Below are 18550 nucleotides of genomic sequence, written 5' to 3' on the forward strand. Positions count from 1 at the left end.
TGTATGGGCAGCGAGAGCGCGGCCGTGCTCAGGGAGTTGCGTGAGCTTCGCCGTGGCCGTGGGCTGCGTTCGGATGATCTGCCGCGCAGGACCGGCCTGCATCTGCGGCTGTTCTGCGGCATTACTGAGGAGGACTCGCCGCGGCGGCTGCGGGAGAAGCTCGTCGGCGTTCTCACCGAGCAGTGCGAACAGCTGCCGGGGGATCTGCGGCTGGCGGTGCTCGCCGCGTTCGCGTTGCACGACCAGGCGGACCAGAAGTTTCTGCACGAGCGGGTCGAATGGGTCGCTGCCCGGTTGGAACGAACGACGCGCACGGCCCGCCGCCGCGTCGACGAGGGCCTGCGGATGCTGGCGGAGACTTTCGCCGACCCGGCCGCTACCGCCGCTCCTGCCACTCCTGCCGCCCCGAGCTCTCCGACCGGCGCGGCCAGTGGGGTCGCGGCGAGCGCCGCGCCCGGCCCCGGCACGTCCAGTCTGTTTGTCTCCGAAGGCTGGTATGTGTCGTCGATGCGGTCCACGCTATCCCTCGACACCCGTCCCCTGGCACTCACCGAGGATCGCGTGATCACGGCGACGGCGGACCGGCTGGACCGGGTTGTCTGCGCGCTGAGCGTTCCGTACCGGCCGGAGGTGGGCAGCAGGCAGCATCCGCCGGTGGTGACGGCGGCGGTCCCGTACGGCGGGCGGATCATCGAGGAGGTGCGGCCCTCGCCCCGGCACACCCGCGTCGTGATCGCGCTGCCCCGGGGGCTGACCGCCGGTGAGCAGCACCGGCTCGGCGTCACGTTCACCATCGAGGCGCGGGCCGGGCTGCTGCCCTACTACGTGGTGACGCCGCTGCGCCGTTACGACCAGGTGAGCGCCCGCGTCCGGTTCGGCGCGGCGCCACCCACCCGGCTGTGGCGGCTGGACGGGGTGCCCCCGCGGGTCGTCGAGGAGTTCCTGCCCGGCGACGAGCCGCTCGCGCCGGACCCGGCGGGTGAGGTGCGGGTGCGGTTCCGTGACCTTCGGCCCGGCCTGAGCTACGGCCTGGCCTGGAGCCGGGCGTGAGCCGTGGTCTGCTCGTGCGGGGCGTCGGCAGGCTGCCACGGGTCGGCGGCGAGGGTGCCCCGCCGGCCGTCCGGTTCCAGGACGCGGATCAGGCCGGAGCCGGGGCGCACCGACAGCAGCGCGCCGCGCGGCAGGTAGGCGACCCCGGCCACGGCGGACGCGACCGCGTCGAGCGCGAGCGCGCCCGTGTCGACCGGCACCACCTCGACCGGCGGCGACTGCCGCCCGGCGCCGTCCCCGGGGGTCGGGCGCAGCTCCAGCAGTCCGGCCGGGGAGGCGGCGCAGACGGCGATGCGCCCGTCGGCGCCGGCGGCCACCGCCGCCGGCCGGGACAGGCGGTGCCCCCGCGGGTCATAGGCCGCGCCGGCCAGGGTGGTGATGCGCCCGTCCGGGGCGACGGCACGCAGCCGGTCGTTGTCCGTGTCGGCGATCAGGATCCGGCCGTCAGGAGTCACCGCGACGGCGCTGGGCCGGCACAGCCGGGCCCGCTGGGCCAGCCCGTGGTCGCCGGTCAGCCCGGGGGCGCCAGTGCCGGCGACGACGGTGACCCGCCCCCTGGCGACCCGGCTACCGTCCCGCCCCGGACCGCCACCGGGTTCGATCCGCAGTACCCGGTGGGCTTCGGTGTCCGCCACCAGCAGCGCCCCGTCGTCGGTGAAGGCCACCCCGCGCGGACCGGCCAACGTCCACCAGCCGCCGGCGCCGGAGCTGGAGCTGGAGCCACCGCCGATATCGGCGCCGACGCCGGCCGCGGTGCGCACGATGTCGCGGTCAGGGTCGACCTGGCGGATCAGGCCGTTGCCGCTGTCGGCGACGTAGAGCAGGCCGTCCGGGCCGAACGCCAGGCCGTAGGGGGTGTCGATGCGGGCCATCCGCGCGGAGCCGGCCGGGCCGGAGTAGCCGGCCTCCCGGGTGCCGAGCACCCGCCGCACCCGCCCCGACGGGTACAGGCGCAGCACCTGGTGGCGGGCCGGCTGGCTGAGGTAGACCGAGCCGTCCGGGCCGAGCGCGATTCCGTGGGCGTCGAGGACCCGGACCGGCTCCGGTACCGGAGCCGGTCGCCGCCCCCGCCGCCGGGCGGCCACGGTATCGGCCCGGTTCCCGCCCCCACCCCCGGCCCCGGCGGGGCGCGGGCGGCCGGAGCGGGAGCCCGCGGGGGTGTTCGGGACGTCCAGCAGCACGCTGAACACCGGCTCACCCGGCGCGGCGGTGCCCCGCCCACCGACGACCGACCACCGCCGCCGCGGGCCACGCGGGCGCGGCACCGCCGTGAGGTCGCGGTAGGCCGCGGCGGCGTCCGCTGTGAGATCCGTGGCCGGGACCGCCCACGTGCCGAGCCCGACGCCGAAGATCGTGTCCTGAAGCTCCTGGTCCACGTAGAGCGGGAGGGCGCAGCGGGCGAACGCGTCGCGGCCGAAGGTGCGGACGGCGGCCGCGGCGAGATCGAGGGCGAGCTCCAGCCCGCTCTGGTGGCGGCGGTCCGGATCCTTGTGCATCGCGCGGGCGATGACCGCGGCCACCGCGGATGAGGTCGCACCGATCGCGTCGAGCGCGGGCGGGATGACGGTGGCGTGCTGGTCGGCGAAGTAGGCCCACGGGTCCACGGGGCTGGCCGCGCGGGGCGGGGGCGGGAACGGCAGCCGACCGCTGAACAGCTCGTAGAGCGTGACGCCCAGCGCGTACACGTCGACGGCCGGGGAGGACGTGCCGTCATGGATCTGCTCGGCGGGGGCGTACGCCAGGGTGGCGGCCCGGTTGTTCTGACCGCTCCGGCCGTCCCGGTCGACGATCTGGGCGATGCCGAAGTCAGCGACCTTGATCGTGTGGTCGGCCGCGACCAGCAGGTTCGCCGGTTTGATGTCGCGGTGCACAACCCCGCGCAGGTGGGCGGCCTGCAGCGCGGAGCCGGTGACGATCCCGGCGGCGCACACATCGAGCACGGACCGCTCGGCCCTGGCGAAGTACTGTCGAAGCGTCCCGCGTTCCAGCCACTCGACCACCAGCAGGTGCATCTCACCGTCGGTCCGGTAGCTGTAGACCCGCAGGATGTGCGGATGGCTCAGGACGGCCAGGATCTCCGCCTCCGCCCGCAGCAGGCGAGCGGCCTGGGCGGAGGAGTCCCCCGCGCTGATCCGCTTGATCGCCACCTGCTGGTCGATGTCGCGGTGCCGGCCGCGGATGACGACGCTGTTCCCGCTCTCGGCGACGACCTCGATCAGCTCGTACTGCCCCTGGAGGATCGCCTCCTCCCGCTCGAACGGCATCCGGCTCTCCCGGTCATCGGCACGGATCACGGTAGGCGATGTCTGGCAGGTACTGCGCCCATTCCACCGCGGAGATCGGGTCGCCCCGCTGCCCGCACAGCTGCCGGGCCACCTCGTCGGGGTCGACCGGTGTCCAGCTGGTCGACAGCAGGTCCGCCCCCGCCGGCAGCACGTACCGCCCGTCAGCACTGAAGGCCAGGCCCCTGACCTGCGGGCCCACCGGGAGGATCGCGATCAGAGCGGGGTCGGCGGCGGCCGCGGCGGTGGCGGCGACGTCCCACAGCTTCACATCGCCGCCCCCGGCGGCGAGACGGCCGCCGTCCGGGCTGAAGGCCACCGCCTGGATCGGATCCCTGGCCGGCGGGGTCCGGCCGAGCTGCCGCATCGCGGCCGGGTCGGCCACGTCCACCAGGTACACCCGGCGGTCGGCCCCGCCGACGGCCAGCACCGGCCCGGTCGGCGAGAACTCCAGGTCGCCGGGATGCCCCCCGAAGCCGCCCTCTCCCAGCAGGCCGGCGTCGAGATCGGCGGGATTCCACAGCCGCACCTTCTGGTCGTTGCCGGAGGAGGCGAGAAGGCCGCCGTCCGCGCTGAACGCGACGAGAACGTCGTTGGTGTCGGCATGCGCCGTGCGACGTTCACCGACGTGCACCGGGTGCCGCGGGTCGGAGACATCCCACAGGTCGATGCCGCCACGGTTGTCGCCGACGGCGAGCAGGGAGCCGTCCGGGCTCAGATCCATACTCATGAAACGCCGGGCAGCGCCGTCCCGGGCACTCTCCCCCGTTCTCACCGAGGCCAGCGGACTCGGCCGTCGCTGAACTCGGGAAGAACCGTTCTGCAGGACATCCGCCCCGTCGGACGGTTCACGACTCCACCGGGCGAGCGCACGGGGCGAGACGTCCCACAGGCTGAACCCCTCCGCGGAGGCGGAGATCAGCACCTGGTCACGGGAACGCAGCTCCAGGCCCAGCGTCTCGAAGCCGCCCACCCCCAGCGCGAGCTCCTCGGGCGTGGCGTCGAACGGGTGGGCGTTGTCAACCCAGCCGAGCAGCTCGATCGCGTGCCGGCCGGTGGGATCAGCCCGGAAGGCCATGATGTCGAGCATGCTGCTCATGAAAACCGTGTCGGCGGGCCCGCCCGGTTCGACGGCGACGATGCCCGGAAGACCGTCGTTGGGCAGGACACCGTCCCATCGGTGGACACGCAGATCGCCGTCGGCGGTGCCGCTGGCGAGGCGACGACCGTCCGGGCTGGCGGCAAGAGCCAGCCCTCCGCGAGGGAGCGGCAGCGTGACATGGGGGTCCCGGCCCCACCCGGGATAGTAGATGTCGATCTCGGAGTAGTCCGAGACCACAGCAAGCGCACCACCGGCGAGGGCCACGAGGTGGTTGAAGTACGGGACGTTCCGTCTGAGGGTGAACCCGCGGTACTCCGGGGCCGCACCGGCCGAGGTCAGGCGGAAATAATCCACCTTCGCCACGCTCGCGCGGTAGACGGTTGTCCCGTCCAGGCTGAACGCCACCGGTGTCCGCACCCCGGGCACCGGCGCGGGGAGGTCGGGGCTGAGCAGTTCCGTGATCGGGCGCGCCGGTGTGGCGGTGGAGCGGTCCGGCGCCGCCCAGAGGATGGCCCGCGCGTCGAGACCACCAGTAATGATCATGGTGCCGTCCGGGCTGAACGTGACGTCCCGCGCGGCGGCGGTGTGCCGGAGACCGTCCGCGATGTCGCCGAGCGCCTTCAGCGGCCGGGGTGTGGCCGGATACCGGACGTCGAACAGCAGCACGGTCGCGCCGTACCCACCGACGGCCAGCAGGTCGGCCGTCGGGCTGAAAGCCAGCCCCACCGCACCGGTCCGGGGATCCGCCGAGGCCGTGGGCAGCGCCGTGCCCGGCACCGGACGCGCGGGGTCGGTGACGTCCCACAGCCGCACCACCCCGTCAGCGGTGCCGACGGCGAGGACGTGCCCGTCCCGGCTGAACGCCACCGAGCCCACCCGGTAGGGCTTCCCGTCGGCGCCGCGATAGGCCGGCAGTCGACTGATCAGGCCGTTCTGCGGCGTGGCGCCCTCCCAGAGCGCGACCGTCGCGTCCTCGCCGCCGGTGGCGAGCAGTGCGCCGTCCCGGCTGTAGGCCACCGCGGGGATGGGGCCGGTGTGCGCGTCGCGCAGCCGGGTCGAGCCCCGGGCCCCGAGGATCGCCGACCGGGCCTCGCTGGTGTCGGCGAAGCCCCGCGCGACCAGCGCCAGCTGGGCACCGATCTCCGTCCGGCCCGACGCCTGGTCCTGTGCCAGCCCGGCGACGAACTGCGACCGGGCCCGGTCGTGCAGGGTGGCGGCGGCCGAGCGCTGGTCGACGAACAGGCCGGTCAGCGAGACGGCGAGCACCAGCAGGGCGGCCAGCCCGGCGGCCAACGCGCGCAGCCGGCGGGTACGGCGCCGGGTGGCGACGGCCGCGGCGTGTTCCCGGGCGACGCAGGCGTCGAAGAACCGACGGGCCCGCGGGCTGAGTCCCCGCCCGTCGGGCTGGGCCCGCGGCCCGGTCTGGCCCTGTCCCCGACCCTGGCCCTGGCCCTGGCCCTCCAGCTGGGCGCGGGCGGCGGAAAGGCGCAACCCGGAGAAGAGGAAGGACGGGTCGCCGCCGTGGCGCTCCCATTCCTCGGCCCGCTCGTCGAGCTCCTGGCGGACGAGTGCCGTGGCCCGGTCGCGCTCGATCCACTCCCGCAGCCGCGGCCAGGCACGCAGCAGCGCCTCGTGCACGATCTGCACCCGGTCCTCGTCGGCTTCCACCAGCCGAGCGGCGATCAGCCGGTCGAGGGCGGCCTGCGCCTCGGCACGGCTTCCCCCCACCTCGTCGAGGAGGGCTTCGCGGCGCAGCGGCCGGCGGGTGACCTGGCCGGCCGCACCCACCCGGGCCAGCCGCGGAAGCAGCTCGCGCACCGCGGCCCGGCCGGCGTCGTCCAGCGCGGCGAACAGGTCCTCGGCCGTCTTGGCGAGCGCGCCCGCCAGCCGGCCCGCCTGCCGGTAGCTGGCGACGCGCAGCGTCTGGCCGGTCCGCAGCGTCCAGGTCGCCCGCAGCACGTGTGCCAGCAGCGGCAGTGCGCCGACGTCGGCCCGTGACCCCCCGGCCTGTGGCCCGGCTCCGGCTGGCCCGCCAGCCTCGGCCAGGTCGTCGAGCAGCAGGTCGACCAGGGCCGGCTCGACATCGCCGCCGGCCATGCGGGCCGGTTCCACGATGGCCTCGCGTACCTCCGCCAGCTCCATCGTGCCGACGACGAGCTGCCCGTGCTGCAGTGCCTCCGCAAGCTCGGGATAGGCCGTGCACCGCAGGTAGAAGTCACCGCGGACCACCAGGACGACCACCGCGGGCGCGGACGGTCCGGTGGCCGCGGCGCACAGGGCGCGTATGAACGCCGCCCGTTCCACCTCGTCCGCGCACAGCGTGAAGACCTCTTCGAACTGGTCGACGGCGAGCAGCAGCCGCCGCGGCGTGGGGCCCGCGCCGCCGGTGGCGGTGGATGGCGCAGCGGCCAGCAGGTCGACGAGGGTGGCCGCGAACCGCGCCGGCTCGGCACGCACCGCGTCCGCGTCCGCGTCCGGGGCCGTCGCCGTCGAACCCAGGGCCTTCGTCACCCGGGCCAGCAGCTCCACCAGCGGCCGTTCGGTCGGGACCAGGGTGATCTGCGGCGACCCGGGCGGCAGCACGTCGCGCAACCCGCCGCGCCGCGTCGCGGGCAGTACTCCCGCCCGCAGCACCGAGGACTTCCCCGCACCGGACGCCCCCACCACCACCAGCGGGCCGAGCCCCGCGGCACGGTGCGTCAACCGGGCCCGGGCGTCGGCCACCAGCTCGGACCGGCCAAAGAAGTAGTCCTCGGCGGCGGCGTCGAAGAAGCTCAGGCCCGGGTAGGGGCACTCCGGCTCCACCGCCCGGACGGAATCCGACGGCACAGCCGCACCCGAAAAGTCGTGTCTCACCGGTTCTCCTCGAAGATGAGATCGGAGGCAGCGGTCGGATCAGTCCGCGCAGGGATCGCGGTTCGCCACGTCGGGAAGGAACCGAGCCCATTCCTCGGCGGGGACGGGGTCGCCGATCCACTCGCACAGCTGTGCGGTGAACCGGTCGGCCTGCGTCGGCAACCAGCCCACGGACACCGCGTCGTTCCCGCCCGCGGTCAGCGCGTACTGGCCGTCGGGGCTGAAGACCGGCGTGCGGCCTGACCCCGGCAGGTTCGCGACCAGCTCCGGATCCGCCCGGTGGTGCGCGGCGACGTTCCACAGCTTCAGGTCGCCGCCACTGACCAGCAGGCGGGTCCCGTCCGCGTTGAACCGCAGGCCGAAGATCCCACCGCTGGCCGGATCGGTCGTACCCACAGCCGTCAGCGTCGACGCGTCGGAAACCTCCAGCAGCTGGACCTGGGGGTTCGACCCGCCGACCGCGAGCAGCGGGGCGTGCGGGGCGAACTCCACGACCTCGGGGGTCCCGTCGTACCTGGCCTCGCCCAGCGGGCCGGCGGCCAGGTCCACCGTGCGCCACAGCCGGATCAGGCCGTCCGCGCCCGCGCTCGCGACGAGACCGCCGTCGGCGCCGAAGGCGGCGATCACATAGCCGGAGCCGGGATGCGCATCCTGACGGGAGGCGATCCGGGCCGGACGGCGCGGGTCGGAGACATCCCAGACAGTGATGCCGCCACGGTTGTCACCGACGACGAGCCGGGAGCCGTCCGGGCTCAGATCGATGCTCGCCACCCGGGCCGTGTCATCCCCGGCGGGCCGGGTGTCGGCGGCGACCGACGCCAGCGGCGTGGGCCGGGCCGGCGGCCGGGGATAGCCGTGGAGCAGGACGTCCGCGCCGCGCAGCGGTTCCCGGCTCCATCCGGCCAGCGCCGCCTCGGATGCGTCCCACAGGCGAATGCCCTCCGAGCTAGCGGTGATCAGGACCTGGTCGCTGGCGCGGAACTCGATGCCTCTGGTGGTGAGGCTTCCCCGGCCGCGCGCGATGTCGGCGGCGGAGGCGTGGAAGGGATGCGCGTTGTGGATCCAGCCGAGCAGGGTCGTGGCATGCTGCCCGGACGGATCCGAGCGGTAGACCATGACGTTGCTGTCACCGCCCAGAAAGACGAGCGTGTCGGTCCCGTTCGCCGCCAGGCCGGCCGCCACCGCATCGATGCCCTCGCGCCCGTCATTGACCATGACGCCGGCCCCGGAACGGACATGCAGGCCCGGGTCGTCCGCGCCGATCACGATCTCCGGGCCGTCGGGACGCGCGGCCAGTGCCCAGCCGTGGTTCTCCAACGCCCCGTACGCCTGCTCGCGCAGGCCCCAGACCGGGTTGACCAGCGACAGTCGGGCCAGGTCGGAGACCACCGCCACCCACCCGTCGGGCAGCGACACGATGTCGTGGATCTTCGTCGCCTCGAACGAGGCGTACTGCCGGAAGGTCGGGGCGCCCTCCGCGCCGTCGAGGTCCGACCTGCACAGAAAGGCGGAGCACCCGTAGTACACCGCGTTCTCGTCGCGACTGAAGGCGACCGGAACCGGCGTGTCCACCAGGCGCGCCGCCTGCAGCGCGGGCCCGATCAGGGGCTCGTCCGGCCAGGGCAGTTCCGCGACCACCCGGGCGGCGGACGCCCCGTCCGCCAGCGTCCAGAGAACGGCCCTGCCGTCGAGGCCGCCGGTGACGACGCGGGCCCCGTCCGGGCTGAACTCGACATCACGCACCGGGGCGGTGTGCGCCGGCCCGGCGGCCGCGGCGCCGGAGCCGCCCGCCGGGCCCAGCATGCCCAGCGCCCGCGGCGCGGCCGGGTCGGTGACGTCGAACAGCCGGACGGTCGTCCCGTACCCGCCGACGGCCAGGACGTCCGCGGTCGGGCTGAACGCCAGGCCATGAACACCGGTCCGCCTGCCCGCCACCGCCCGCGGCAGTTCACCGCGCAGCGCCGGGCGCCGCGGGTCGGTGATGTCCCACAGCTGGGTGGCACCGTCGGCCATCCCGGCGGCGAGGGTCCGCCCCGTACGGCTGAACGCCACCGCCTTGACCGCGTACTGCCGCCCGTCGGGGCCCACGTACCGCGGCAGGTGGCTGATCAGCCCCCGCCCGGGCCGCGCGCCGTCCCACAGCGCGGCCGTGGCGTCGTCGCTGCCGCTGGCCACCAGCTTCCCGTCCAGGCTGTAGGCCACCGTGCCGATCGGCGCGGTGTGCACACCCCGCAGGGTGGTGGACGGGTTCGAGGCGAGGATGGCCGAGCGGGATTCCGCCGTGCCGGCGACCCTGTCGGCCTGCAGCGCGAGATGAGTGGCCAGCTCGGGCCGGGTGAGACGCTGATCGCCCGCCAGCCCGGCGAGCCGCTGGGACTGCGCCCGGTCACGGGCACTGATCGTGGACGAACGCTGGTCGAACGTGACCACGGCCAGCACCGTGGCGAGGACCGACAGCACAGCCAGACCGGTGGCGAGCCCGACCAGCCGACGGGTACGCCGCCGGACCGCGGCGGCCCGGGCCTGTTCCCGCGCCCGGGACGCGTCGTAGAACGCCCTCGCCGGCGCGCTCAGGCCCCGCCGGCGGCCACCGGCGACGATCCAGTCCTCGGCGGCGGCGAGCGGCGGACCGGAGAGCAGGAACGACGGGTCATGGCCGTGTGTCTCCCACTCGCGGGCGGCGTCGTCGAGCTGCTGGCGGACGAGGCCGCCCGCCCGGTCGAGCTCGATCCAGTCCCGCAGCCGCGGCCATGCCCACAGCAGGGCCTCGTGGGCGATCCGCACCCGCTCCGCGTCGGCTTCCAGCAGCCGGGCCGCGATCAGCCGGTCCAGGACCGGCTCGGCGTCGGCGCGTCCCAGATCGACCTCGCCGAGCAGGTCATCACGCCGCAGCGGGCGGCGGGTCGGCCCACCCCTGCCGAGGCGCACCAGGCGCAGCAACAGCTCGTGCGCGGCCTGCTGGCCGGTCTCCCCCAGCTGCAGGTACAGGTCGTCGGCCGTCTTCGCCAGGGCGCCCGCCAGCCGGCCGGCGTCCCGGTAGGCCCGCACCAGCAGCGTGCCGTCCACCCGGTGATCCCAGGTGACGCGCAAGGCGTGCGCGAGCAGCGGAAGCGCGCCGGTCTCCGCCAGTCCCGCCTCCGCACCGGCCGACGGGGCCGCGGAGGCGGGGTCCGCGGTCGTAGGAGCGGGGGCCTGACCGCTGGCCGCGGCGAGATCGTCCAGCAGCAGGTCGACCAGTGCCGGCTCCACCTCCGCACCAACCGCGCGGGCCGGCCCCGTGATCGCCTCCAGCAGCTCGGACCTGCGCATGGGGCCGACCACGATCTGCCCGTCCTGCAACGGCTCCGCCAAGGCCGGGTAGGCGGCGCATTCCAGGTAGAAGTCGCCGCGTACAGCCAGGACGACCACCGCGGGCGCCGGCGCGGTGGAGAGGGCACACAGCGCGCGGACGAACGCCTCCCTCTCGGCCTCGTCCGCGCACAGGGTGAAGACTTCCTCGAACTGGTCGACGGCGAGCAGCAGTCGCGGGGGTGCCGCGGTCCTCCGGCCCGGGGCCGGCGGAGCCAGACCGGCCAGGATTTCGGAGACGACCCCAGGGGCATGTTCCGGCGCGGTGCGCAGCGTGTCCGCCAGCACCGCGCGCAGGCCGGGTACGGACAGCGCGTCGGCGATCCGGCTCGCCAGTTCGGCCAGTGGGTGCTCGGTCGGCGTCAGCACCACCCGCACCGAGCCTGGCGGCATCACCGTTCCCAGCGCCCCGCGCGCCACCGCGGGCAGTATCCCCGCACGCAGCACGGATGACTTGCCCGAGCCGGAAGCCCCCACGAGAACGAGCGGGCCGTCACCGCCACCGGCGCGCTGCCGCAGCAGTTCCAGGGCCTGCCCGACCAACGCGCCCCGCCCGCGGAAGTACTTCTCCCGCGTGTCGTCGAATGCGCTCAACCCGGGATAGGGGCAGTCCGGATCATCGATTCGGGAGAAAGTCCGGGAACCGGGCGGTGCCGGCGTCTGCCGTTCGGCCGGCGGAAACACCGCGGTTGTCCCGGCGGGATCCGCCGCCGCCGGCGGGCCGAGCCGACCCGCCGGCTGGGCCACCGCGGCCTCGTGGGCCCAGGCGGCCGAGACCCGGGCAACGCTGACCGTCGCCGCTTCCCGCCGACCGGTGGGGAGATTGTGCGGATCGCCGGGCGTGAGATCCGCCGGCCCGGACGGCTCGCCACCGGACAGCAGGCCGGCGAGCTGGGCCAACAGCGACTCCTCCGCTCCCGACCGGCAGTCGGGGGCGACACGGACCAGCAGCTCGACCTCGGGTGCCGTGGCCCGGGCGAGCATCGTGACCGCCGCCAGCAGCCGCTCGGCGGCCACGCCACCAGCGGACTCCCCCGCCGGAATCTCCCTGGTACCCCGCACCGGCCCGGTCTGCCGGCCCAGCCTCCCCCCGACGGCGACGTGACCGCCGACGACGAGGAAACGCCGCGGGGCCGGTGCGGCGGAGATCAGCGCGAGCAGGTGCGCGAGAGTCAGCGCCGTACTGCCCACCACGAATTCAGGTGAACCGTCATCGGCGAGCCGCAGCGGCCCGTGCCAGTAGATTCCGAAGGTTTCGATGGCCTCTGCGGCCACGCGGGCGAGAGAATCCGCGACATCCACCGCGGCCGTGGAGTCGACAACAGTGGTGCGATACCCCTCCGGAAGGACGAGGCGCGCGGCGTCGGCGGCGAAACCCGCGGCGTCACCTCCACCGGCTCCACTACCGCTGGCAGTACCACCATCGACGCCGCTCCCGGCACCTGCACCGGCGCCTCCGGCGCCGCATCCCGCGCGGCAGTTCTGATCGCCGACCCGGACGACGGCCAGCCGGGCTGCCCCTCCGCCCTCGCCCATGGAAAAATCCCCCACCACGCCCCCGAGATGTAGCGATGCCCACCGACAAACAGCGAATGAACCTTATTACATGACTGGCGGGACATTGCCACTGAGGACATTTATGTCCTTGTCCTGTCCACTGTCTGCGCCGCCTGCGCCCAGCTCCGCCAGCTCCACCGGCTCCGTCGCTTCCGCCACCGCGTCGCCCCCGTATTGATTCCCGGTGTCGCCTCCCGGCTCCACGCTCGGGCCACCGGACCCGCACCAGTACCGGGTGGTCCGAGGGGATCTCACCCCCGGGCTCCCACAGAACGGAGCGTGGCTGCCTCCCGCCACTCCGCTCGTCCCATACAGAGCGGACTAACACCACCTCCGCACCGGACACCGCCTGGCCAATAGGCGGGCATCGCCAGGCCCATCCCGGGACCGCATTGACACCCACCTTCACATGTCAGTTCCTCAATCTCGACATGTCAGCAGTGGTTCACTCGCGCTCGTCTTCCCGGCCCCTGCCTGACAGGCCTTACCCCGTCTTTCCTCGACGCCCAGCACGACAGTCTTCAGCTAACGCACCACGAGGTGACCTGACTCCTCCCCCACAGGGCGACGCCGGAGGGCCACAAAACCTCCGCCTTCCGCGCAGCGAACACAGCAGAGAGCCATCACCTACCGCACAGGCGACTCCCACCCGAGGGGGCCGCCCAAAGACCGTCGACTCGAAGCACGGGCGGCGCGGTGTCTTCCGCTCCGGTGGTCACGCGTCACGGCTGCGCAGCGCATGCCAGCCACCGGAGACCGCAGCTGCCGCCCAGACAGCCGTGATCAGTGGGCCCAGCCACGGGTTGTAGAAGACGTCGGGGTCCGGCTGGACGTTCATGACCGCGTACAGCCCGGCCCGGTCGGGCAGGAACTGGGTGACGTTCCACAGGCCGGGAACCTCCATGCTCAACGGGGACAGCAGGAACAGGAACGGCAGGAAAAGGCCCAACGTCGCGGCCAGGGAACGGGTCATCGCGGCGAGGCCCATGCACAGAAGGGTCAGCAGCGGAAAGTAAAGGATCAACGAAATCACGGCCCGCACCGCGCCGGGATCGCCGAGGGATACCCCGTGCTCGTCCAGCAGGCCCTGGGTCAGGAAGAAGGTCAGCGGTGCGGCCGGGAGGGCGATGGTCAGTGACAGGCCCGCGGTTGCCAGGAGCTTGCCCAGGTAGAAGCGGGTCCGCTGGGGAACGGCGGTGAGCGAGGTGGTGACTGTTCCTTTCTCATATTCGCCCCCGAGGGACAGCATCGCGAAGACGGCCAGCGCGATCTGGGCGAAGTTCAGGCTCCAGAAACCCACCGCCAGCGGATCGTAGTCCGCCCGGGTGGCCTCCGCGTCGCCGTAGGCCGCACACGCGAGGGCACCGATGCCGACGAGCATGACGGCGGCCAGTGCCAGCGACCAGACGAGGGAACGGAGGGATCGAATCTTGGTCAGTTCCGAGTACAGCACCGGCTTCAGGATCATGTCAGAGCGTGCTCCCGTCCGGCGTTGGCGGTGGCGGTGAACTCGGTGGAGTGAGCGGTCATGCGCAGGAACGCCTCCTCCAGGGAGTCGCTGTGCAGCGCAAGTTCCTGAAGCGGCACGCCCTCACGGGCGGCAACCACGCCGATCTCGTCTGGCTGGGCGCCAGGAACCTCCCACGTCCCGCCATCCCCTGGTGTCAGGGCGAACCCCACGGCAGCCAGGGCCCTGCCCAGCTGTTCGGGCCTGGTCGTGCGCAGCCGTACCCGGCCGCGGCCGTACCGGGCGCCGAACTCGGTCATGCTGACGTCGGCCAGCAGACGGCCCCTGCCGATGATGATCAGATGGTCGGCGGTCACCGCCATCTCGTTCATGAGATGGCTGGAGACCAGGACCGCCCGTCCGTCCTCGGCGAGCTCCCTGAGCAGGCTCCTGACCCACTGGATGCCCTCGGGGTCGAGGCCGTTGAGCGGCTCGTCCAGGATGATCACCCGAGGATCACCGAGCAGCGCGGCCGCGAGCCCGAGCCGCTGGCGCATGCCCAGGGAGAAGCCGCCGATCCGGCGTCTGGTTGCGGCGGCCAGGCCCACCCGGTCGAGCATCTCGTCCACCCGTGCGTCCGGGATCCTGTTGCTCCTGGCCAGGGCCAGGAGCTGGTCACGGGCCCGCCGGCCTGGATGCACGGCGGACGGATCAAGGAGCGCACCGACGTGCCGCAACGGTTCCCGGATCTGCGCGTACGGCCGGCCGCTGACAAGCGCCTCGCCGCCCGTCGGCCGGTCGAGGCCGAGCACCATCCGCATGGTGGTCGACTTGCCCGCCCCGTTGGGACCGAGAAAACCGGTCACCCGACCCGGTTCGACCTGAAAGCTGAGCCGGTCCACAGCAACGTTCGTTCCGTGGCGTTTGGTGAGATCCCGAACCTCGACGCACGCCCGGGGCGGTCGTTCCTCCTTGGTTGTCATGGTCGTAGTAGGCGCCATGGCATGTTCCGAGCGGATCCCCCGGTGGTCTCACCTTCGCTCCCTCCCTTGGGGGAGGTGTTCTGGGGATGGCGTTAGGCATCATGGAGCAGTGCCGATCTTTGTCGCAGCCCTGCTCCGGCCCGCTGTGTACACACGCTGGCTGCACCTGGCCATGGGCGGGGTCTTCGCCGGCAGTTGTGTCATGGTGGTGCCCGGTTTCGATGAATCCCTGCCACGTACCCTGCTTTTCTGCCTGATCTCCCCGTTGCCGTTGCTGGTGCTCGCCGCGATCGTGCCCGGGACCCGGCACGCGGAGGGTGCCCAGGCACGATGGCTCCTGAAACCGCATGATGGCACCGAGATCAGCCTCGCGCCCTCGCGTTCGCTGTACGACCAGCGGCGGACCGGGCTTTGGCTGGTTTTCCGTGTCTGGCTCGGCGTTGCCGTCCTGGCGCTGACGGCAAACGGGTTCGCCCTCGCCGTCCAGTTCGGTTTCGCTCCTTTTCGGCAGGGACCGCTGCAGGCCGCCGGGATTCGCGTGCTGGACAGCGATCGCCTTTTCCTGGGCCCGCTCCTGGCACCGCCTCTGGTTCTTGCGCTGATGGGGACGATCGTCGCGGCCGGCGAGCTTCAGGCGCGAGCGGCCCGGGCCCTCCTCGGTCCGTCTCCGGCCGAGCGGCTGGCGGAGGTCGAGCACCGGGCCGAGCAGCTCCTGGAGCGCAACCGACTCGCCGCGGAGCTGCACGACTCCATCGGCCACGCCCTCACCCTGACCATCCTGCAGGCCGGTGCGGCGAAGCAGCTCGCGAGCACCGATCCTGCCTTCGTCCACCGTGCGCTGACAGTCATCGAGGAGACCGGTCGGCGCGCCATGGACGATCTCGAACGGACCGTGGGGCTCCTCCGCGACGCCCCGGCAGGACCGCGGGCCCGTCCCACGCTGGCCGGGCTCGATACCTTGCTGGACGGCGCACGGACCGCGGGAACCCCGATCCTCGCCGACGTCAGTCCACGGATCGACGACATCCCCGGGATCGTGTCGCGGGAGGCCTACCGGATCCTGCAGGAGGCGGTGACCAACGCACTACGGCATGCGCCCGGCAACACGATGACCATCGATGTCGTCGTGGACGACTCCTGTCTGGAAATGCGCGTCGTCAACCCGCTGCCCGCCGGATCCATCAGCCCACCACGGCAGGACGGCAAAGGCCTGCGAGGAGCGAGGGAACGCGCCGTGCTCCTCGGTGGCGAGTTCAGCGCGAAGCCCCGGGACGACCACTGGATCGTCGAAGCCCGGCTTCCCCTCGGCATGGGATCTGGTCCTCAGGCCATGCGTCGCGGCCTGGCCGGTTCCAGCTACGAGAACGGCGTCATCACAGCGGACGGTCGGTCGTGACAGTGGACGGCCCCAAGGAAGATCGCGGTTGTGTTCGCGACACCCAGAACATGAAACGTGCCCAGGATGGCCCGGTGCCGGTTTCAGTCCTCCTTGTCGACGATGAAGAACTGGTGCGTGTGGGGCTGCGTGTGATCCTGGAGTCAGGCGGCGAGATCGACGTTGTCGGGGAGGCCTCTGACGGCTCGCAGGTCGTGCCACTGATCCGGGAGAAGAACCCGGACGTTGTGATCATGGATATCCGGATGCCGAGGGTCGACGGGTTGGCGGCTATCCGGGAGATCCTCGCGGACGTTGCCGATCCGCCGAAGATCCTTGTGCTCACCACCTTCGAGTTGGACGACTACGTCTACGAGGCGCTCCGCAGCGGGGCCAACGGTTTCCTGCTCAAACGTGCACGGCCCGCGGAGATCCTCCAGGCCGTCCGCGCGATCGTCTGCAGCGAGAACCTGCTGTTTCCCGAAGCGATCCGGTCCATGGCAGGTAGGCGACCGAACCGGGAGGCCCGCGAGGCGATGCGACGGGCCCTCCTCACCGACCGGGAGGCCGACGTACTCCGTCTGATCAGCGAAGGCCTGTCCAACAGCGAGATCGCCACCCGGCTGTACCTCGGCATCCAGACCGTCAAGACCCACGTGAGCAGCCTGCTGACCAAGCTCGGCGCACGTGACCGCACCCAGGCGGTCATCATCGCCTACGAATCCGGCTTCGTGGATGCTGGCAGGCGCTGATCGCCCGCACCGGCGCCGTCCCGCGAAGCACCGATGCTGATACGAGTGCTGGTCCTGGCAGCCTGGGCCTTCGCCGTTCCGCGGTGGCCCTTCTCGTCGTTCAGGGACCGATCAACGAGTTTCACGACCAGATCGCGACACTCCTCGTCGTCTATCCGGGGACGGTCGTTCCCCGGTAGTCGAGGAACTGCAGGCCGGGACGGCCGCGCTGAGCGTCGGCACCTGATCCGTAGCCCTCGGCGCACCGGGCGGGTGTCTCACCCAGGACTGACGCAGAGGGAACCGGGAGACCACCCGGTGGCCTTGTGCGGTTCTCGTCTCCGGCGGGTGGCCGGGCTGTCTGCCGCGGGCCGCACAATGAACGTCGGGGAGTCGGTCGCACCAGACGAGGTGATCATGAGTACCAGGAACCGTGAGAAGCGGAGGGCCAAGCAAAAGGCGCGCGCCGAACGCAACCGTTCGTGGGCTGCCGGTCCGGCGAACGGGTTCGGCGAGGAACCCGACCTTCGGGAGCTCCGCTGGGCGTCTGCCGAGCTCCAGCTCACCGCCGCGCTGCAGGCCCGTCGCGGCGGTGACGAGTCCGCGCTGGCGCGCCACGTGGCGGCGCTGGCCGCGGTGTCGGGCGGGCCGGGCGGCCACGACACCGTCAACCGCTGCCTGCTCGCCTGGCTCGACCGGATCATCGAGCTCTGCTGGCGAGGCGGCTGGCAGCCGGCGGATGTGCACCGGTTCGCCGGCCGGCAGGCGGGCCCACGGGTGGCACGGCTGGCTCTCGACGCGATCGCCGCGCAGATGCGCCGCTATGCCGCCGCCACCGTCGACGAGCAGTGGGAGGCGCAGCTACGGGCCCTCGACGCGACTGCCTGGTGGAACGACGACGACGGATGGCTGGCGGCCCGGGGCAGCCGCGAAGGCCTCGATCAGGTCGAGGTGCTCTTCGACGTCGTGGAGCTTCTCCACCTGCTGCACGGCCTGCCCGCGATTCAGATGCTGGGCCCTGCCCCGGGCACGGCGCGCCGACACACGCGGCCCGGCGCGGACGCTGCCAGCACCGCCGGCGCCGGTGTCCTCAACGGCGGCACCGGCATGCTCGACAAGGTCCGCGGGCTGCTGGCGAAGGCCGAATCGACCACCTTCGCCGAGGAGGCCGAGGCACTGACCGCCAAGGCCCAGCAGCTCATGGCCCGGCACAGCATCGACGAGGCGCTGCTGGCGGCGCGCAGCACCGGCAAGGCCGCCGAACCGGGCGGCCGCCGGCTCGGCATCGACAACCCCTACGAGGCGGCGAAGGCGATCCTGCTGGACGTGATCGCCGACGCGAACCGCTGCCGCACGGTGTGGGCGAAGAGCCTCGGCTTCTCGACGGTGATCGGCTACCCGGCGGACCTGGACGCGGTCGAGGTGCTCTACACCTCCCTGCTTGTGCAGGCGACCACGGCGATGATGCAGGCTGGTTCCCGCCAGGACCGTCAGGGGCGGTCCCGGACCCGCGCGTTCCGCCAGTCGTTCCTCACCTCGTTCGCGACCCGCATCGGCGAGCGTCTCAAGGCCGCGACGGAGGAGGTGGGCGCGCAGGCCGCCGCCGAACCGGGCCACGACCGGCTGCTGCCGGTGCTCGCCGCCCGGGACGACTCCGTCCGGCAGACGACGACGAAGATGTTCCCGGAGGTCGTGACGAAGTCGGTGACCGCGTCGGACAGCGAAGGCAGTGCCCTCGGCCGGACGGCCGCCGACCTTGCGTCCCTGCACGTCCGGAACGAGATGACCGCCCGTCGCCAGTAACTCGGGGACGGCGGGA

General features: G+C 72.8%; 9 protein-coding genes. 4 read left to right on the plus strand and 5 right to left on the minus strand.

Features of this window, described 5'->3' with window-relative positions:
• The first annotated feature begins 3 nt into the window (after positions 1-3).
• Positions 4-1050: a hypothetical protein gene (locus AB1460_RS07275; protein ID WP_368959831.1), complete on the plus strand. Its 1047-nt coding sequence runs from the start codon at positions 4-6 to the stop codon at positions 1048-1050.
• Here AB1460_RS07275 and AB1460_RS07280 read toward each other — a convergent pair.
• The 5 genes from AB1460_RS07280 to AB1460_RS07300 form a co-directional block, all read right to left on the minus strand.
• Positions 1023-3314, minus strand: coding sequence for a serine/threonine-protein kinase (locus AB1460_RS07280; RefSeq protein ID WP_368959832.1), 2292 nt, complete (start codon positions 3312-3314; stop codon positions 1023-1025). The two genes, AB1460_RS07275 and AB1460_RS07280, sit on opposite strands and share 28 nt — an antisense overlap.
• Before the next feature lie 13 nt (positions 3315-3327).
• Complete coding sequence (locus AB1460_RS07285) at positions 3328-7290, minus strand: AAA family ATPase (protein WP_368959833.1); 3963 nt, start codon at positions 7288-7290, stop codon at positions 3328-3330.
• A gap of 39 nt (positions 7291-7329) precedes the next feature.
• Positions 7330-12174: an AAA family ATPase gene (locus AB1460_RS07290; protein ID WP_368959834.1), complete on the minus strand. Its 4845-nt coding sequence runs from the start codon at positions 12172-12174 to the stop codon at positions 7330-7332.
• 736 nt (positions 12175-12910) lie between these two features.
• Positions 12911-13663, minus strand: coding sequence for an ABC transporter permease (locus AB1460_RS07295; protein ID WP_368959835.1), 753 nt, complete (start codon positions 13661-13663; stop codon positions 12911-12913).
• Positions 13660-14625 carry an ABC transporter ATP-binding protein gene (locus AB1460_RS07300; RefSeq protein ID WP_368959881.1) on the minus strand — a complete coding sequence of 322 codons (966 nt, stop codon included), beginning with the start codon at positions 14623-14625 and terminating at the stop codon, positions 13660-13662. Before AB1460_RS07300 ends, AB1460_RS07295 begins: the two co-directional genes overlap by 4 nt.
• A 109-nt stretch (positions 14626-14734) precedes the next feature.
• On the opposite strand from AB1460_RS07300, the gene AB1460_RS07305 reads away from it, so the two are divergent.
• From AB1460_RS07305 to AB1460_RS07315, 3 genes are all read left to right on the plus strand, one after another.
• Positions 14735-16021, plus strand: coding sequence for a sensor histidine kinase (locus tag AB1460_RS07305; protein ID WP_368959836.1), 1287 nt, complete (start codon positions 14735-14737; stop codon positions 16019-16021).
• Positions 16022-16095: 74 nt separating this feature from the next.
• The gene (locus AB1460_RS07310) at positions 16096-16752 is read left to right on the plus strand and encodes a response regulator (protein WP_368959882.1); all 657 of its coding nucleotides are present in this window, start codon (positions 16096-16098) and stop codon (positions 16750-16752) included.
• Between the two features lie 396 nt (positions 16753-17148).
• Complete coding sequence (locus tag AB1460_RS07315; protein WP_368959837.1) at positions 17149-18534, plus strand: DUF2786 domain-containing protein; 1386 nt, start codon at positions 17149-17151, stop codon at positions 18532-18534.
• Positions 18535-18550: the final 16 nt, after the last annotated feature.

Origin of the sequence: Parafrankia sp. FMc2 (assembly GCF_041008525.1) — a bacterium.
GTDB lineage: Bacteria > Actinomycetota > Actinomycetes > Frankiales > Frankiaceae > Parafrankia.

Bases quoted from the DNA above. Each gene is read 5' to 3' on its own strand.
- AB1460_RS07275 (WP_368959831.1), top strand. From the start codon at position 4: ATGGGCAGCGAGAGCGCGGCCGTGCTCAGGGAGTTGCGTGAGCTTCGC.
- AB1460_RS07280 (WP_368959832.1), bottom strand. From the start codon at position 3,314: ATGCCGTTCGAGCGGGAGGAGGCGATCCTCCAGGGGCAGTACGAGCTG.
- AB1460_RS07290 (WP_368959834.1), bottom strand. From the start codon at position 12,174: ATGGGCGAGGGCGGAGGGGCAGCCCGGCTGGCCGTCGTCCGGGTCGGC.
- AB1460_RS07295 (WP_368959835.1), bottom strand. From the start codon at position 13,663: ATGATCCTGAAGCCGGTGCTGTACTCGGAACTGACCAAGATTCGATCC.
- AB1460_RS07300 (WP_368959881.1), bottom strand. From the start codon at position 14,625: ATGACAACCAAGGAGGAACGACCGCCCCGGGCGTGCGTCGAGGTTCGG.
- AB1460_RS07315 (WP_368959837.1), top strand. From the start codon at position 17,149: ATGAGTACCAGGAACCGTGAGAAGCGGAGGGCCAAGCAAAAGGCGCGC.